Annotated in this window: 11 protein-coding genes and 1 tRNA gene; 8 read left to right on the top strand and 4 right to left on the bottom strand. The window is 72.8% G+C overall.

Annotated elements, in window-relative coordinates:
* Window positions 1–110: 110 nt before the first annotated feature.
* The 8 genes from ACZ6S8_RS17760 to ACZ6S8_RS17725 all read left to right on the top strand — a co-directional run bounded on the left by ACZ6S8_RS17760 (window position 111) and on the right by ACZ6S8_RS17725 (window position 12596).
* Complete coding sequence (locus ACZ6S8_RS17760) at window positions 111–671, top strand: small secreted protein (protein ID WP_469456714.1); 561 nt, start codon at window positions 111–113, stop codon at window positions 669–671.
* 223 nt (window positions 672–894) lie between these two features.
* Complete coding sequence (locus tag ACZ6S8_RS17755; RefSeq protein ID WP_469456712.1) at window positions 895–2409, top strand: DUF7059 domain-containing protein; 1515 nt, start codon at window positions 895–897, stop codon at window positions 2407–2409.
* A 113-nt stretch (window positions 2410–2522) separates the two neighbouring features.
* Window positions 2523–2720: a hypothetical protein gene (locus tag ACZ6S8_RS17750; RefSeq protein ID WP_469456710.1), complete on the top strand. Its 198-nt coding sequence runs from the start codon at window positions 2523–2525 to the stop codon at window positions 2718–2720.
* Window positions 2721–2985: 265 nt separating this feature from the next.
* Entirely contained in the window at window positions 2986–5802 is a 2817-nt protein-coding gene (gene topA / locus ACZ6S8_RS17745; protein WP_469456708.1) for a type I DNA topoisomerase, read from the top strand.
* A gap of 164 nt (window positions 5803–5966) precedes the next feature.
* On the top strand, window positions 5967–9266 hold the full coding sequence (gene tmk / locus ACZ6S8_RS17740; protein WP_469456706.1) for a dTMP kinase: 3300 nt from the start codon (window positions 5967–5969) through the stop codon (window positions 9264–9266).
* A gap of 72 nt (window positions 9267–9338) precedes the next feature.
* Window positions 9339–10550, top strand: a complete 1212-nt coding sequence (locus tag ACZ6S8_RS17735) for a DNA polymerase III subunit delta' (protein ID WP_469456704.1) — start codon at window positions 9339–9341, stop codon at window positions 10548–10550.
* 187 nt (window positions 10551–10737) lie between these two features.
* Window positions 10738–12360, top strand: a complete 1623-nt coding sequence (locus tag ACZ6S8_RS17730; protein WP_469456702.1) for an alpha/beta hydrolase — start codon at window positions 10738–10740, stop codon at window positions 12358–12360.
* 162 nt (window positions 12361–12522) lie between these two features.
* Window positions 12523–12596, top strand: a tRNA-Thr gene (locus tag ACZ6S8_RS17725).
* Window positions 12597–12600: 4 nt separating this feature from the next.
* Here ACZ6S8_RS17725 and ACZ6S8_RS17720 read toward each other — a convergent pair.
* The 4 genes from ACZ6S8_RS17720 to ACZ6S8_RS17705 all read right to left on the bottom strand — a co-directional run bounded on the left by ACZ6S8_RS17720 (window position 12601) and on the right by ACZ6S8_RS17705 (window position 15881).
* A complete protein-coding gene (locus ACZ6S8_RS17720; protein ID WP_469456700.1) occupies window positions 12601–12951 on the bottom strand; it encodes a hypothetical protein in 351 nt (116 codons plus the stop codon).
* 302 nt (window positions 12952–13253) lie between these two features.
* Complete coding sequence (locus ACZ6S8_RS17715; RefSeq protein ID WP_469456698.1) at window positions 13254–14108, bottom strand: immunity 49 family protein; 855 nt, start codon at window positions 14106–14108, stop codon at window positions 13254–13256.
* Window positions 14105–14971, bottom strand: coding sequence for an immunity 49 family protein (locus tag ACZ6S8_RS17710; protein WP_469456697.1), 867 nt, complete (start codon window positions 14969–14971; stop codon window positions 14105–14107). The genes ACZ6S8_RS17715 and ACZ6S8_RS17710 overlap by 4 nt, the downstream gene beginning before the upstream one ends.
* Window positions 14972–15026: 55 nt before the next feature.
* The gene (locus ACZ6S8_RS17705; protein ID WP_469456986.1) at window positions 15027–15881 is read right to left on the bottom strand and encodes an immunity 49 family protein; all 855 of its coding nucleotides are present in this window, start codon (window positions 15879–15881) and stop codon (window positions 15027–15029) included.
* Between the last annotated feature and the right edge of the window lie 40 nt (window positions 15882–15921).

Genomic DNA, 15921 nt, shown 5'->3' with positions numbered 1-15921 from the left:
CGAACGGCGGACAGGCGGTGCGTACTGACGCGCCGCCTGTCCGCCTTTGTGCATCCCCGGATGGCGGGCGTGTATCTTCCGGGCCGAGAGCCTTCGAAGGGACCAATCTGGTGAACAAGAAGCTTGCGGCCGCCTTCTCGGGCGGTGCGGTGCTGATGCTCGTCCTGTCCGGCTGCGCCGGGGACGACGGCGACAAGAAGGCCGACGCCTGGGCCAAGAAGGTCTGCGACCAGTGGCAGCCCGAACTCAAGAAGATCGAGACGGCCAACGCGGAGATCAAGCGCGTGGCGACGGAGAGCAGCAAGCCAGACGAGGTGCAGAAGACCGACTCGGCTGCCTTCGCGACCATGTCCGAGTCGTACAAGACGATGGGGACCGCCCTGCAGGAGGCGGGAGTCCCGCCGGTCAAGGACGGCCAGACGACCCAGGCCGCGGCGGTCAAGGGCTTCGAGGAGACCTCGAAGGGCTACTCAGACCTGAAGACCCAGATGGACGCCCTGGACGTCAACGACCAGACCAAGTTCGCCGAGGGCCTCAAGACCCTCGCGGGCGGCCTGGAGAACGCGACCAAGGGCGGCAAGGACGCCCTCACGCAGCTCAACGCGGGCGGTCTGGACAAGGCCATGAACGGCCAGAAGGGCTGCCAGGTCACGGCGCCGTCGCCCAAGTAGCCGGGCCGGCCGACGCCGTCCGCCGCACCCGCGGCGGGACGCCGTACGGCCCCGCGCGCGGCGCGCCGACAGGGCGGCCGGGGTCCCGGGAGGGGCCGCGGCCGCCCTGCCGCACGCCCGGCCGCGTCCGGGCGGAGGCCGCCCGGACCCCGCCGTGGCGCCCGGACCGCGCCGAGGCCCGCGCACAGCACGGATCGGCGCCGCCAGCGGACACAATGGGCGGGTGAGTACCACCAGCCTCCCCTCGTCCGACCATGCCGCCGAGCTGCGCACCGCCCTGCTGGCCGCCGGTTTCACCGCCGACGGCCTGCTCGACCTGCTCGGCGCCCCCGCCTATGCCGCGCTGGCGCGCAGCGAGACGGTTCCCGCCCTGCGCGCCACCCGGCGCGGCGGCGACGGTCCGCTCGCGAGCCTGGTCCGGCTGTTCCTGCTCCAGGGCTCCGTGCCGTACGCGCACGCCGCCGCCGCGCTGCCCGTCGAGGCGGCCCTGGCCGACGGCTGGCTGCGGCGCGAGGGCGACGAGGTGCGCGCGGCCGTCGACGTACGCCCGTACGGCGGACCGGACGGCGAGGACTGGTTCATCGTCTCCGACCTCGGCTGCGCCGTCGGCGGGGCCGGCGGGATCGGCAGCCGCGAGGAGGGGGTGGTCCTCGGCGTCGGGGGCGCCTCCACCACGCTGGCCGGGATCACCGTCCGGATCCCGGTCGGCTCCGCGCTCGACGTCGGCACCGGCTCGGGCATCCAGGCGCTGCACACAGCCCAGCACGCGACCCGGGTGACGGCGACCGACGTCAATCCCAGGGCGCTGGAGTTCACCCGACTGACGCTGGCGCTGTCCGGGGCCCCGGAGGCCGAGCTGCTCGCCGGGTCGCTGTTCGAGCCGGTCGGCGACGCCACCTACGACCTGATCGTCTCGAACCCGCCGTTCGTGATCTCGCCGGGCGCCCGCCTCACGTACCGGGACGGCGGCATGGGCGGCGACGACCTGTGCCGGACCCTGGTCCAGGAGGCCGGGGCACGGCTCAACCCGGGCGGGTACGCGCAGTTCCTCGGCAACTGGCAGCACGTGGAGGGCGAGGACTGGCACGACCGGCTGCGCTCCTGGGTGCCCCGGGGCTGCGACGCGTGGATCGTGCAGCGCGACGTGCAGGACGTGACGCAGTACGCGGAGCTGTGGCTGCGCGACGCGGGCGACCACCGGGACGACCCCGAGGCGTACGCCCGGCGGTACGAGGAGTGGCTCGACGAGTTCGAGGCGCGCAAGACCAGGGCCGTCGGCTTCGGCTGGATCACCCTGCGCCGGTCGGACGCGGCCGAGCCCTCGATCGTGGTCGAGGAGTGGCCCCACACGGTCGAGCAGCCCCTCGGCGAGACGGTCCTGGCTCATTTCGCCCGCCAGGACTACCTGCGGGACCACGACGACGCGGCGCTGCTGGAGGGCTACTTCCTGCTCGCCGCCGAGGTGGTCCAGGAGCAGGTCGGAGCGCCCGGCGCGGAGGATCCGGAGCACGTGGTGCTCCGCCAGAACCTCGGGATGCGGCGTGCCACCAAGGTCGACACGGTCGGCGCCGGGTTCGCGGGAGTGTGTGACGGCTCACTGAGCGCGGGGCGGATTCTGGACGCGATCGCACAGCTGGTCCAGGAGGACCCGATCGTCCTGCGCGACCGCACGCCGGAGGCCATCCGGATGCTCGTCGAGCAGGGCTTCCTGGAGCCGGTGAGGGACACCGGGGCCTAACGCGACCCGGGATGTAACCCGGGGTTCGCCCGCCGTATCCCCGTGCCTGCCAGGCTCCTGCGCAGCGGGATCCGGGGGGATCCCGGGAGCGGCCCGGGGGTAAGGGGAGCGGCATGGAAAACGGTCCGGCGGTCTTCGCGGCGGTCGTGTTCCTGCTGTTCGGGGCCGCTCTTCTGCTCTGGACGGGGGCGCGCGCCGTGCACCGCGCGCCGGTGGCCGAAGGTGTGCGCCCCGTCGTCGCCGTTCCGGTGACCCTGCTCACCGCCGCGGTGTTCCTGGCGCTCGGGCTGTGGTGCCTCGCCCGGCTCTGACGCGAGGCGCGGGGCGCCCCGCCCGCCGGGCGAACGCCGACGTCGGGAGGGGTACGGGAGCGGGGCCAGACGGCCCCGCGGCCACCCGGCCCGGTGACCGGGAACGGTCCGGCGCGGCATCCGGGCGGCAGAAACGGCACTTGTCGGGTTACCGTTCGAGTGGCCGTTGCGGGCTTGTGCCGTTTGACACGGGGGCGGGTTGTACCGTCACACTCCGCAGCGTCGCCGTACTGCGACCGAGTGCCGACCGGAGAGAAGAGCCAAGTTGTCCCCGACTAGCGAGACCGCAAAGGGCGGCCGCCGACTCGTCATCGTCGAGTCCCCTGCCAAGGCGAAGACGATCAAGGGCTATCTCGGCCCCGGGTACGTCGTCGAGGCGAGCGTCGGGCACATCCGCGACCTCCCCAGCGGCGCGGCCGAGGTCCCCGACAAGTACACCGGTGAGGTCCGCCGCCTCGGCGTGGACGTCGAGCACGACTTCGCGCCGATCTACGTCGTCAACGCCGACAAGAAGGCCCAGGTCAGGAAGCTCAAGGAGCTGCTGGCCGAGTCCGACGAACTCTTCCTCGCCACCGATGAGGACCGCGAGGGCGAAGCCATCGCGTGGCACCTGCAGGAAGTCCTCAAGCCCAAGGTCCCCGTCCACCGGATGGTCTTCCACGAGATCACCAAGGACGCGATCCGCGACGCCGTCGCCAACCCGCGCGAGCTCAACCAGCGCATGGTCGACGCCCAGGAGACCCGCCGCATCCTCGACCGCCTCTACGGCTACGAGGTCTCGCCGGTCCTGTGGAAGAAGGTCATGCCGAAGCTGTCGGCGGGCCGCGTCCAGTCGGTGGCCACGCGCATGGTCGTCGAGAAGGAACGCGAGCGCATCGCCTTCCGCACCGCCGAGTACTGGGACCTGACCGGCACGTTCTCCACCGGCCGGGCCGGCGACGCGTCCGACCCGTCGACGCTGGTCGCCCGCCTGAACTCGGTGGACGGCAAGCGCGTCGCCCAGGGCCGCGACTTCGGCTCGACCGGGACGCTGAAGAGCGAGGTGCTGCACCTCGACGAAGCGGGCGCCCGGGCGCTGGCCGCCGCGCTGGAGAGTGCCTCGTTCGCCGTCCGGTCGGTCGAGTCCAAGCCGTACCGCCGCTCCCCGTACGCCCCGTTCCGTACGACGACGCTCCAGCAGGAGGCCTCGCGCAAGCTGGGCTTCGGTGCGAAGGCGACCATGCAGGTGGCCCAGAAGCTGTACGAGAACGGCTTCATCACCTATATGCGTACGGACTCCACGACGCTCTCCGAGACGGCCGTCACGGCGGCCCGCGCCCAGGTCACGCAGCTCTACGGGGCCGACTACCTGCCGGAGAAGCCGCGGGTCTACGCGGGCAAGGTCAAGAACGCGCAGGAGGCGCACGAGGCGATCCGCCCCTCGGGCGATCGTTTCCGCACTCCGGCCGAGACGGGCCTGACCGGCGACCAGTTCCGCCTCTACGAACTCATCTGGAAGCGGACCGTCGCTTCCCAGATGAAGGACGCGGTCGGCAACTCGGTCACCGTGAAGATCGGCGGCCGCGCCGCGGACGGCCGCGACGCCGAGTTCTCGGCCTCCGGCAAGACGATCACCTTCCACGGCTTCATGAAGGCCTACGTCGAGGGCGCGGACGACCCGAACGCCGAGCTCGACGACCGCGAGAAGCGGCTGCCGCAGGTCGCCGAGGGCGACGCGCTCTCCGCCGAGGAGATCACGGCGGACGGGCACTCGACCAAGCCGCCGGCCCGCTACACCGAGGCCTCGCTGGTCAAGGAGCTCGAAGAGCGCGAGATCGGCCGTCCGTCGACCTACGCGTCGATCATCGGCACCATCCTCGACCGCGGCTACGTCTTCAAGAAGGGCACGGCGCTCGTGCCGTCCTTCCTGTCCTTCGCCGTGGTGAACCTCCTGGAGACGCACTTCGGGCGCCTGGTCGACTACGACTTCACGGCGAAGATGGAGGACGACCTCGACCGCATCGCGCGGGGCGAGGCCCAATCCGTGCCGTGGCTGAAGCGGTTCTACTTCGGCGCGGAGGACGCCTCCGAGGTCGTACCGGCCGACGGCGACCACCTCGGCGGCCTGAAGGAGCTGGTCACGGACCTGGGCGCGATCGACGCCCGGGAGATCTCCTCCTTCCCCGTCGGCGACGGGGTCGTGCTGCGGGTCGGCCGCTACGGGCCGTACGTGGAGCGCGGCGAGAAGGACGCGGAGGGCCACCAGCGTGCGGACGTGCCCGAGGACATGGCTCCGGACGAGCTGACGGTCGCGTACGCGGAGGAACTGTTCGCGAAGCCGAGCGGTGAGTTCGAGCTCGGCAAGGACCCGGTCAGCGGGAACGAGATCGTCGCCAAGGACGGCCGCTACGGCCCGTACGTGACGGAGATCCTGCCCGAGGGCACGCCGAAGACGGGCAAGAACGCGGTCAAGCCGCGGACGGCCTCGCTCTTCCAGTCCATGTCCCTCGACACGGTCACGCTCGACGACGCGCTCAAGCTGATGTCGCTGCCGCGGGTCGTCGGCGTGGACGCGGAGGGCGTGGAGATCACGGCCCAGAACGGCCGCTACGGCCCGTACCTGAAGAAGGGCACGGACTCGCGGTCGCTGGAGACCGAGGACCAGCTGTTCTCGATCACGCTGGACGAGGCCCTGGCCATCTACGCGCAGCCGAAGCAGCGGGGCCGCGCGGCGGCCAAGCCGCCGCTGAAGGAGCTGGGCACCGACCCGGTGAGCGAGAAGCCGGTGGTGGTCAAGGACGGCCGCTTCGGGCCGTACGTGACGGACGGCGAGACGAACGCGACGCTGCGGCGGGACGACGACGTCGAGACGATCACGCCGGAGCGGGGCTACGAGCTGCTCGCGGAGAAGCGGGCGAAGGGGCCGGCCAAGAAGGTCGCGAAGAAGGCTCCCGCGAAGAAGGCCCCGGCCGCCAAGAAGGCTCCGGCCAAGAAGGCGGCCGCGAAGAAGGCGACGACGGCGACCAAGACCGCCGCCGCGAAGAAGACCACGGCGAAGAAGACGGTCGCGAAGAAGACGGCGACCGCGACGGCGGACGAGTAGCCGCTTCGATCGGCCGGTTCGGCTGGCCGGTTCGGCCGGCCGGTCGCGTACGAGGGGCCCCGCGCGGAAGCGTGCGGGGCCCCTCGCCGTGTCCGGGCGGGGTCGCGGAGGGGGTTGTCCACAGGCCTTCCGCACCCCACAGGCACAGCGGATAGGCTGGGCGGATGACGCGAGCCGAGCAGCCAACGGTCGTGACCGCCCCGGCGAAGCCGACCTACGACGAAGCCCTAGCAGCCGACTCCCGCGAGCGGGCGGTGCGCGCACTGCTGCGCACCCCCAGGCTCCGGCGACTGTGGAGCGCCCAGCTGGTGAGCGGCATCGGCGACGCCCTCGCCCTCCTGGTGCTGGTGCTGCTGGCCCTTCAGGCGGCCGTCTCCGAAGAGGTCTTCGGCGGCGGCTACCGTGGAGCGGCCCTCGCCGTCGCCGCGGTCTTCGGCGTCCGGATCCTCGCGACCCTCCTCTTCGGCGCGGTCCTCCTCGGCCCACTGGCCGGACTCGTCGGTTCCGGGGGCAAGCTCGACCGCCGCTGGACCATGGTCGGCGCCGACGGGGTCCGCCTCGCGCTCTTCGTCGTCGCCCCGCTGTGGCTCGACTGGATCCCGGCCCACGCCCTCACCGCACTGCTGGCCACCGTGTTCGTCGCCGGCGCCGCCGAGCGGCTGTGGACGCTGGCCAAGGAGAGCGCGGCGCCCGCGCTGCTGCCGGCGCCGCCGCCCGAGGGAGCGACCGTACGGCCGCTCCCGGACCACCTGGACGCCCTGCGCCGGCTGACGCTGCGGACGGCCTTCGCGGCGCTTCCCGTCGCCGCCGCCGCGCTGCTGGCCGCGACCCTGGTCGGCAAGGCCCTCGGCCTCGGCATCGACTGGTTCGCCGGGAACCAGGCCGCCCTCGGCTCGTACGTGGCCGCCGGCCTCTTCGCGGCGTCGATCTCGCTGCTGCTCCCGCTGGTGCTGCCGGACGGCAAGACCCCGCGCCCCCGTTCGCCCCTGGAGGGCCTGCGGGCCCCCAAGGCCGGCGACCGGCCCGACACGGGCCGTACGGGCGCCGTCCCCCTTCTGGTGCTGGCCTGCGCCGCGGTCGCCGGCGCGGTGTCCTGCGCCGCCGCCGTGGCCGTACTGCACGCCTTCGACCTCGGCGGCGGCCCCGCCGCCTTCGCACTGTTCGTCCTCGCGCTGGTCGGCGGCACCGCCGCCGGGATCCGCGCCAACCAGGCCGGGAAGGTGCTGCCCGCCCTGTCCCGCCGCCGTCTGCTGGCGCTGGCCATAGCGGTGGCCGGCGTCGCGCTGCTGCTGGCCGGCCTGGTGCCGGACACGGCGACCGTCCTGTTCCTGTCGCTGCTCGCCGGCACCGCCGCGGGCGTCGCGGCCAACACCGGGCACACCCTGATCGACCAGGAGACCGAGGAGTTCCGCCGGTCCCGGGTCACCGAGCACCTCCAGGCCGTCGTACGGGTGGCCGTGGCCGTCGGGGCGGTCGCCGCCCCCGTGCTGGCCGCCCTGATCGGCCCCCACCGGCTCACCGGCGGGGAGGTCGTCTTCGCCCACGGCGGCGCCGCCTTCACGCTGATGCTGGTCGGCGCCCTGCTGCTGCCGGTCGCCGCGGTGGTGCTGGCCAAGGCCGACGACCGCAGCGGCGTACCGCTGCGCCGCGACCTGCGCGAGGCGCTGCGCGGCGGTGAGCCGGTGCAGTCGGCCTCCGACGCCGGGTTCTTCATCGCCCTGGAGGGCGGCGACGGCGCCGGCAAGTCCACCCAGGTGGAAGCGCTGGCCGACTGGATACGGAGCAAGGGCCACGAGGTCGTCGTGACCCGTGAGCCGGGGGCCACCCCGGTCGGCAAGCGGCTCCGCTCGATCCTGCTGGACGTGTCCTCCGCCGGGCTGTCGAACCGCGCCGAGGCCCTGCTGTACGCCGCCGACCGCGCGGAACACGTGGACACCGTGGTGCGCCCGGCGCTGGAGCGCGGGGCGGTCGTCATCTCGGACCGCTACATCGACTCCTCGGTCGCCTACCAGGGCGCCGGCCGCGACCTGTCGCCGACCGAGATCGCCCGGATCTCGCGCTGGGCCACCGACGGGCTGGTACCGAACCTGACCGTTCTCCTCGACGTGTCGCCGGAGGCGGCGCGCGAGCGCTTCACGGAGGCGCCGGACCGGCTGGAGTCGGAGCCGGCGGAGTTCCACCAGCGGGTGCGGTCCGGGTTCCTGACGCTGGCGGCGTCCGACCCCGGGCGCTACCTGGTGGTCGACGCGGGCCAGGCCCCGGACTCCGTGACCACCGTCGTGCGCCACCGGCTGGACCGGATGCTGCCGCTTTCCGAAGCCGAGATCGCCGCCCGCGCCGAAGCCCGGCGCCTCGCCGAGGAAGAGGCCCGGCGCAAGGCCGAGGAAGAGGCCGCGCGCAAGGCGGAGGAAGCACGGCTGAAGGCCGAGGAGGAAGCCCGTCTGGCCCGCGAGGCCGAGGAGGCCCGCATCAAGGCCGAGGCGGAGGCCGCCCGCAGGGCCGCGGAAGAGCGGCAGCGCGCCGAGGAGGAGGCCCGGGCACGGGCCGAGGCCGAGCGGCTGCGCGCGGAGGCCGAGGAGAAGGCCCGCGCCGCCGAGGCGGAGCGGCTGCGCCGTCAGCACGAGGAGGAGACCCGGCTGCGGGCCGAGGCCGAGGAACGGCGGCTGGAGAAGCAGCGGCGGGCGGAGGAGTCCCTGCTGAAGGCGGAGGAGGCGCGCCGACTGGCGGCGGCCGCAGCGGCCGAGGCGGCGGCGAGCGCGGCCGCAGCGGCGGCGGCATCGGAGGCGGCTTCGGCGAAGGCCGCGGCGGCGGCCGCACCGGCACCTTCGGCTCCTTCCGCGCCTCCCGCGTTCCCTGCGCCTTCCGGGGCCGGGGCCGGGGCTGAGCCCCGGCACGGGGACGACGCGGTGACCGTGGAAACGCCCCTGATCAAGCGGGTCGTCCGGCCCGACGACGTCACCCAGACGGTCCCGGTGCCGAAGGTGGACCCGGCCGCGGCGCCCCCCGGGGACGCGGCGGAGACGGCGGTGCTGCCGCCGGTGCGCACCACCGATGAGACGGCGGTGCTGCCGCCCGTACGGCCGACCGACGAGACGGCGGTGCTGCCGCCCGTACGGCCGGACGGCGGCCGGGAGGGTGGGGCGCGGTCCGACCGCGGCTCCCGCGCCGACGGCCCGCAGGCCGGGGCCGGACCGGCCCGGTCCGCGTCGCGGCCGACGGCCCAGCGTCCGCCGGAGAACCCGGCCGACCGGGTGCCCCCGGGCATCTTCCGGGACTCCGACAACGACCGGACGCGCGAGCTCCCGGTCGTCGGGGAGGACGGCGCCCCGAGCCGCCGGCGCTCGGACTGGGCCGAGGAGACCCCGCTGGACGACCTGCCGACGCTGGCCGACGAGCTGCTGGGCCGCCACCACGAGCCCGGCGACGACGAGGACGACGGCAGGGGCCCGCGCCGCCGCCGCTGAGCGGCCGCGGGACGGGATTGTCGGTGGCGCCCGCCACAATGGGTGCACGGAGAGTGAAAGGTGGTGGGCGGGATGCCCGTATGGGACGACCTGGTGGGACAGGAGCGTGTCCAGACGCAGCTGGCCGCCGCCGCCCGCGATGCGGACGCCCTGGTCACGGCCATCACGGACGGGACCGAGCCGCCCGCCGCGAACAAGATGACCCACGCCTGGCTGTTCACGGGACCGCCCGGTTCCGGGCGGTCCACCGCCGCCCGCGCCTTCGCGGCCGCCCTGCAGTGCACCAGCCCCGACCGCGCCCTCGGCGGCGAACCGGGCTGCGGGTTCTGCGACGGCTGCCACACCACCGTGGTCGGCACCCACTCCGACGTGCAGATCATCCGTACCGACCTGCTGTCCATCGGCGTGAAGGAGACCCGCGACCTGGTCCGCAAGGCGCAGCTCTCCCCGGCCGTCGGCCGCTGGCAGGTCATCGTCATGGAGGACGCCGACCGGCTCACGGAGGGCGCGGGCAACGTGCTCCTGAAGGCCGTGGAGGAGCCCGCTCCGCGCACGGTGTGGCTGCTCTGCGCGCCCTCGCTCGAAGACGTGCTGCCCACGATCCGCTCCCGCTGCCGGCACCTGACCCTGCGCACCCCCTCGGTCGACGCGGTCGCCGAGGTCCTGGTCCGGCGCGACGGCATCGAGCCCGCCGCCGCCGCGGCGGCAGCCCGCGCGACCCAGGGGCACATCGGCCGGGCCCGCCGGCTGGCCACCGACGCGGCCGCGCGCGCCCGCCGGGCCGCCGTGCTGAAGCTTCCGCTGCGGGTCGAGGACGTCGGCGGGTGCCTCAAGGCCGCGCAGGAGCTGGTCGACGCCGCCGCCGAGGACGCCAAGCAGGTCGCGGAGGAGGTCGACGGCAAGGAGACCGAGGACCTGCGGGCCGCGCTCGGCGCCGGAGCGGGCGCCGGAAGCCGGATGCCGCGCGGCACCGCGGGCGTGATGAAGGAGCTGGAGGACCGGCAGAAGCGCCGGCGCACGCGTACCCAGCGCGACAGCCTCGACCTGGCCCTGACCGAGCTGACCGGCTTCTACCGGGACGTGCTGGCCCTGCAGCTCGGCTCGTCGGTGGCCATCGCGAACGAGGAGATACGACCGGACCTCGACCGGATCGCCCGTGCCTCGGGGCCGGAGCGGACTCTGCGCCGGATCGAGTCGATCATCGCCTGCCGGGACGCCCTCGACCGCAACGTGGCTCCGCTGCTGGCGGTCGAGGCGATGACGATGTCGCTGCGCGCGGGCTGACGGCCCCCGGTCCGGCAGTGGTACGCGTCGGGGCGCGCGGTTGACGGGCTCACCCGTACGGGCGATCCACCGCCGGCGCCGGGACGGGCCCCTTCCGTGCCCGGTCCGGCGCGTCCCCCGGAAGGCGCGCGGCCGTCCGGGGCAGGAGCGCCCCTGGACCCCGGCCGGCAGGACATAGGCTCCGGGAATGGACACCAGCCGCCTGCTGCGTACGACCGGGACCGTGATCGCAGCCGCCGGGCTGCTGCTCTCCGGGTGCACTTCCGGCGGGTCGGGGGAACCGCAGGCCTCCGCGACTCCCGGGTCGTCTTCAGCGGCCGGTTCCGCGACCGCCCCGGCCGGCGCGGCGTCCGCCTCGGCGCGGCCGTCGCCCGACCCGGTCGCGCTGCGCCCGTACTACGAGCAGAAGCTGACCTGGCGCGACTGCGGTGTCCCCGGGTTCCAGTGCTCCACGATGAAGGCCCCTCTGGACTACGCGTCCCCCGGCTCCGGGCAGGACGTCGACATCGCGGTGGCCCGCCGCAAGGCCACCGGGCCGGGCAAGCGGCTCGGCTCGCTGGTGGTCAACCCCGGCGGACCCGGCGGCTCCGGAATCGGCTACCTCCAGGCGTACGCGGGCATCGGCTACCCGGCGCCCGTCCGGGCCCGGTACGACATGGTCTCCTTCGACCCGCGGGGGGTGGACCGCAGCACCCCCGTCGAGTGCCTGAGCGGCCCCGCCATGGACAAGTTCACCCAGGTGGACCAGACGCCGGACGACGCGGCCGAGCGGGCGCGGCTGGTGGCCGCGTTCAAGGAGTTCGCGGCGGCCTGCAAGGAGCGCTCGCAGCGGATCCTGCCGCACGTGTCCACCGTGGACGCCGCCCGCGACATGGACCTGCTGCGCGCGGTGCTGGGCGACGAGAAGCTCACGTACGTCGGGGCCTCGTACGGGACGTTCCTCGGGGCGACGTACGCGGACCTCTTCCCGGGCCGCGTCGGCCGCCTCGTCCTGGACGGGGCGATGGATCCCTCGCGCCCGGCGCTCGACCTGAACCGGGACCAGACGGCCGGCTTCGAGACCGCCTTCAACGCCTTCGCCGAGGACTGCGCGCAGCAGACCGACTGCCCGCTGGGCACGGGCGACCCGAAGGCGGTGGCGGCGCGCCTGAAGGAGTTCTTCGCGAAGGTCGACGCCCAGCCGGTGCCGACCGGCGACGCGGGCCGCCCGCTCGGCGAGGCCCTCGCGACGACGGGGGTGATCGCGGCGCTGTACGACGAGAGTGCCTGGCCGCAGCTGCGCGAGGCGCTCGGATCGGCCATGAACGGTGACGGGGCCTCCCTGCTGGCCCTCGCCGACAGCTACTACGAGCGGGCGCCGGACGGCACGTACGCGAACCTGATGTTCGCCAACGCCGCCGTCAACTGCATCGACCAGCCCGCGGCGTTCAGCGGCCCGGAGGCGGTGGACGCGGCGCTCCCGTCGTTCCGAAAGGCGTCTCCGGTCTTCGGCGAGGGGCTGGCGTGGGCGTCGCTGAACTGCGGGTACTGGCCGGTGAAGGCGACGGGCACGGCGCAGAAGCTGACGGCGAAGGGCGCCCCGCCGATCGTGGTGGTGGGCACGACCCGCGACCCGGCGACCCCGTACAAGTGGGCCCAGGCCCTGGCCGGGCAGCTCGAATCGGGCACCCTGCTGACGTACGAGGGCGACGGCCACACGGCGTACGGGCGCGGCAGCGACTGCATCGACACCTCGATCAACCGGTACCTGCTGGAGGGCAGGGCACCGGAGGACGGCAAGCGCTGCGAGCCGTCGGACGCTACTCAGTGACAGGGGCGCCGCGGATACCTGTCGTGCATGCGGAATGTTCCTATTTGTGACGTACGCCCCACTCCTGAAATCCTGGTTCGGGGCACCCGTCCACACCCTGTAGACTTGGCGCCGCTGCTGATGAGAGCACCTCTTCGAGGGAATACTTGTCTGACCAGCGGTGCCGCCTTAGCTCAGTTGGCCAGAGCAACGCACTCGTAATGCGTAGGTCTCGGGTTCGAATCCCGAAGGCGGCTCGGATCAGCCCCAGGACTCACTCGCCGTGACCTGGGGCTTTTTCATGTTCTGCGGCCAGTGCGGGGACGTTGCCCGGTCCGAGCGGTGCGCCGGGATCGTCACGCGGTGCGCCTCCTCCGTGGGGAACTCGCCGAGCCGGTTGCGACCCAGGAGGGTGGCGGGGAGGTACTCGGGCTCGATCTCGACCGAGATGCCGCGGGCGGCCTCCGGGGCGGTGCCGGTGAGCCCGTTGTCCGCCGTCACGTACCACTGCGGGCCGGTGGCAGCGAGCGTACGGTCCTTGTGAGCGATGCGGCACCGGACGGTTTCCCCGGCGGAGCCGGCTGCCGCGAACGCGGCCGAGCTGACCTGCATGGCGGTGACCCAGGCGTCCCACGTGGGGAAGGCCGCGGCTCTCGGGTCCAGAAGGCAGTGGCCGTTGGCGAGGGTGAGCGTGGTGTGCAGGGCGTCGCCCAGTCCGGTGGAGCGTTTCCCGACCCTCGATCAGCTCCTCTGCGTCCTCCTGGAGCACGGCGATGCCTCTTCCGCGTGGCCCGTGGGAAAGGGTTGGCGGGCAACGGTCGGTGTCAACGCGATTCTCCTTGGCGTGCTGTGAGGTCGCCGGGCTCGACGCCGGCACGCTTTCCGTCCTCCGCCGCTACGAGGACGTCCCGCGCTCAGGTGTCGAACTCGCCCACCCAGGAGCGGTCCAGGAGGCGGACGGGGAGGTAGTCGGACTCGACCTCGATGGGGAAGCCCGCGTCGTGCGCGAGGCAGGCGATCGCGAGCGGTCCGAGGGCCAGGAAGCCCGCGAGGTCTCCCGAGCGTTCCGGTGTGCTCCAGTACGCCCTGTGGAGCTCCAGAGCCTCCGCGAGCGCCTGGTTGAACCCGTCGTGGTCGTTGCGCAGGAACTGGTGGAAGAGGTGGACCGGCGGGTACAGCACGCACTGGAGCAGATCGCGCGGCGCGATCGTGGCGATGTCCGGGTGGGACTGCTCGATGGCCGACGTGAGCTTCTCCGGCAGGCCCGGCTGTTCGCGCCAGTACGTCTGGAGGGCGTCCACCCAGTGGTGGACGTACGCGTCGCCCTCGGCGCCGGACGACCGGAGGAGATCGAGCGGGACCCGGCACATCGCGTCCATGCGGGGCTGGTCCCGGCAGATGATGACGAACCAGAGAACGGCCAGCCAGTTGCCGGCGTTCGCATGGGGCTGGGGGCCCGTGGCCTTGAAGGTCCGTACTTCGTGCGCGATGCGCGCTTCGATCGCGCCGTCGGTGACCGAGGCGGCTGCGAAGGCCGCCGTACCCACCTGCATCGCGGAGACGGTGGCGTCCCACGTGGCGAAGCGGTTGGCGCGGGGGTTGAGGGCCTGGTGCGCCTGAACCAGCCGGAGTGCCTCGTTCAGCGCCGCGCCCACCGTCGTGGGCGAGGCATCCAGATTCCGGATGCTGGTCTCGAACGCGTCCGCCAGATGCTCGGTGACCTGCTCGTCGACCGCGGGAACGGAGTGCCGCACCACCCTTGCCGTCACGTCGCGAACTCGCCGACCCAGGTGCGCTTGAGCAGGTGCTTGGGCAGGTACTCGGACTCGACCGTGAACACCAAGTCGACGTCGTACGCCAGGCATGCCATGGCCAGCGGAGCCAGGGCGACGAGGCCGTCACCACTCAGGGAGCGAGCCTCATCGGCGGTCCAGTACTCCTTGTGCCAGTTCAGAGCATTCACCAAGGAGTCGTTGAAGGCCTGGTCCTCACGCCGCAAGTACAGCTGGAAGAGCTCGAGCGGGGGGTAAAGGATCTTCAGCATCAGCTCGGAGCCCGCGATCGGCGCGCGCTCCGGTGCAGTGCCCTGCACGGCGGTGACCAGGGTGTCCCACACCTCCGAGCGCCCGAACCAGAAGTGCTGCAGGGTCTCGATCCAGGCGTATACGTACTCGTCGAACTCGGCGCCGGAGGCGCGCAGGAACTCCACCGGCACCTGCGCCAGCTGGTTCAGCCGGTCGTTCTCGCGGCAGATCAGCGCAAGGTAGAAGGCGGTCAGCCAGTTCCCGGCATGCAGGTACTCCTGCGGGCCGGTCGCCGGCAGCCTGCGGATCTCGTCCAAGGTTCCGACGCGGCAGGCGACCGGCCCCTCCTGCGCGGTCCCGGCGGCGAACAGCGCCGGACCCACCTGCATGGCCAGGATCCACGACTCCCAGGTCTCCAGGTCCCCCGCCACGGGGTCGTGGAGGCAGCGCCACTTGGCCGCGGAGAGCGTCAGCGCTGGCGCGTCGTAGCGATCGTCCTCGGAGGTCTCGATCCCCTCGACCGCTTCCCGGGCCGACGCGACGACCGGGGCCGTGGCCACGGCCGCGTCGTCCGTGCGGAACGGGTGGCGGGGGACGGCGGTGGTCATGGGTGCCTTACGTGCGTTGTGGGGCCGGGGGCGTGCTGTCCGCGGTCTTGCGTGGTTACGCGTCGAACTCGCCGCGCCAGGCGAAGTCGAGGAGGGCTTCGGGCAGGTAGCCGGACTCGATCTCGACCGTGACGCCGTTGGCCTTCGCCAGGCAGGCGATCGCCAGGGGGGCCAGGGCTACGACTCCCAGGATGTTCGAGGCGCGGTCCTCGTCGGCGGTCCAGTACTCCTTGTGCCAGCGGACGGCGTCGGCCAGGGCTTCGTTGAAGCCGGCGAGGTCGTTCCGCAGGTAGTGGTAGAGCATGATGATCGGCGGGTAGCGGAGCTTGCTCATCTCCTCCGCGTCGACGACGCGGGCCTGCTCGGGAGCGCTCAGGTCGACGGCGCGGATCAGGTGCGTGCGCAGGTCGTCCCGGTGGAGCCAGAAGCTCTGGAGGGTCTCCACCCAGGCGTAGGTGTACTCGTCCAGGGCGCCGCCGAAGTCGCGCAGCAGGGACACCGGGATCCGGGCCAGCATGTCGAGTCGGGCTGCCTCACGGCAGATCATCGCGAGGTAGAAGGCATCGAGCCAGGTGTTCGCGTTGAGGTAGGTCTGCGGTCCGGTGGTGGCGAGGCGGCGTTCCTCCTGCCGGATCTTGCAGTTGACCATTTCCAGGTCGGAAGCGGTGGCGGCGAAGACGGCCGAGTGCACCTGCATGGCCAGCAGCCAGGACTCCCACGTCTCCAGCATGACGGCGCCGGGGTCCCCGACCGTGCGGACGAGGGCGACGTTCAGCGACTCCATGACGGCATCCGCCCTGGAGTTGTGGGAGGTCTCGATCCTCTCCAGCGATTCGGACAGTGACTTCTCCATGACGGGAACCACCGCCGCCATCTTGTCCGTCGGATAGTCCTGGCGAGGCACGACCACGGTCAAGTGCCCTCCACGTGACGAACTTGCCGCATGGGCC

The organism is Streptomyces sp. NPDC048461 (assembly GCF_055587105.1).
This window is presented reverse-complemented; position numbering and strand designations above follow the sequence as displayed.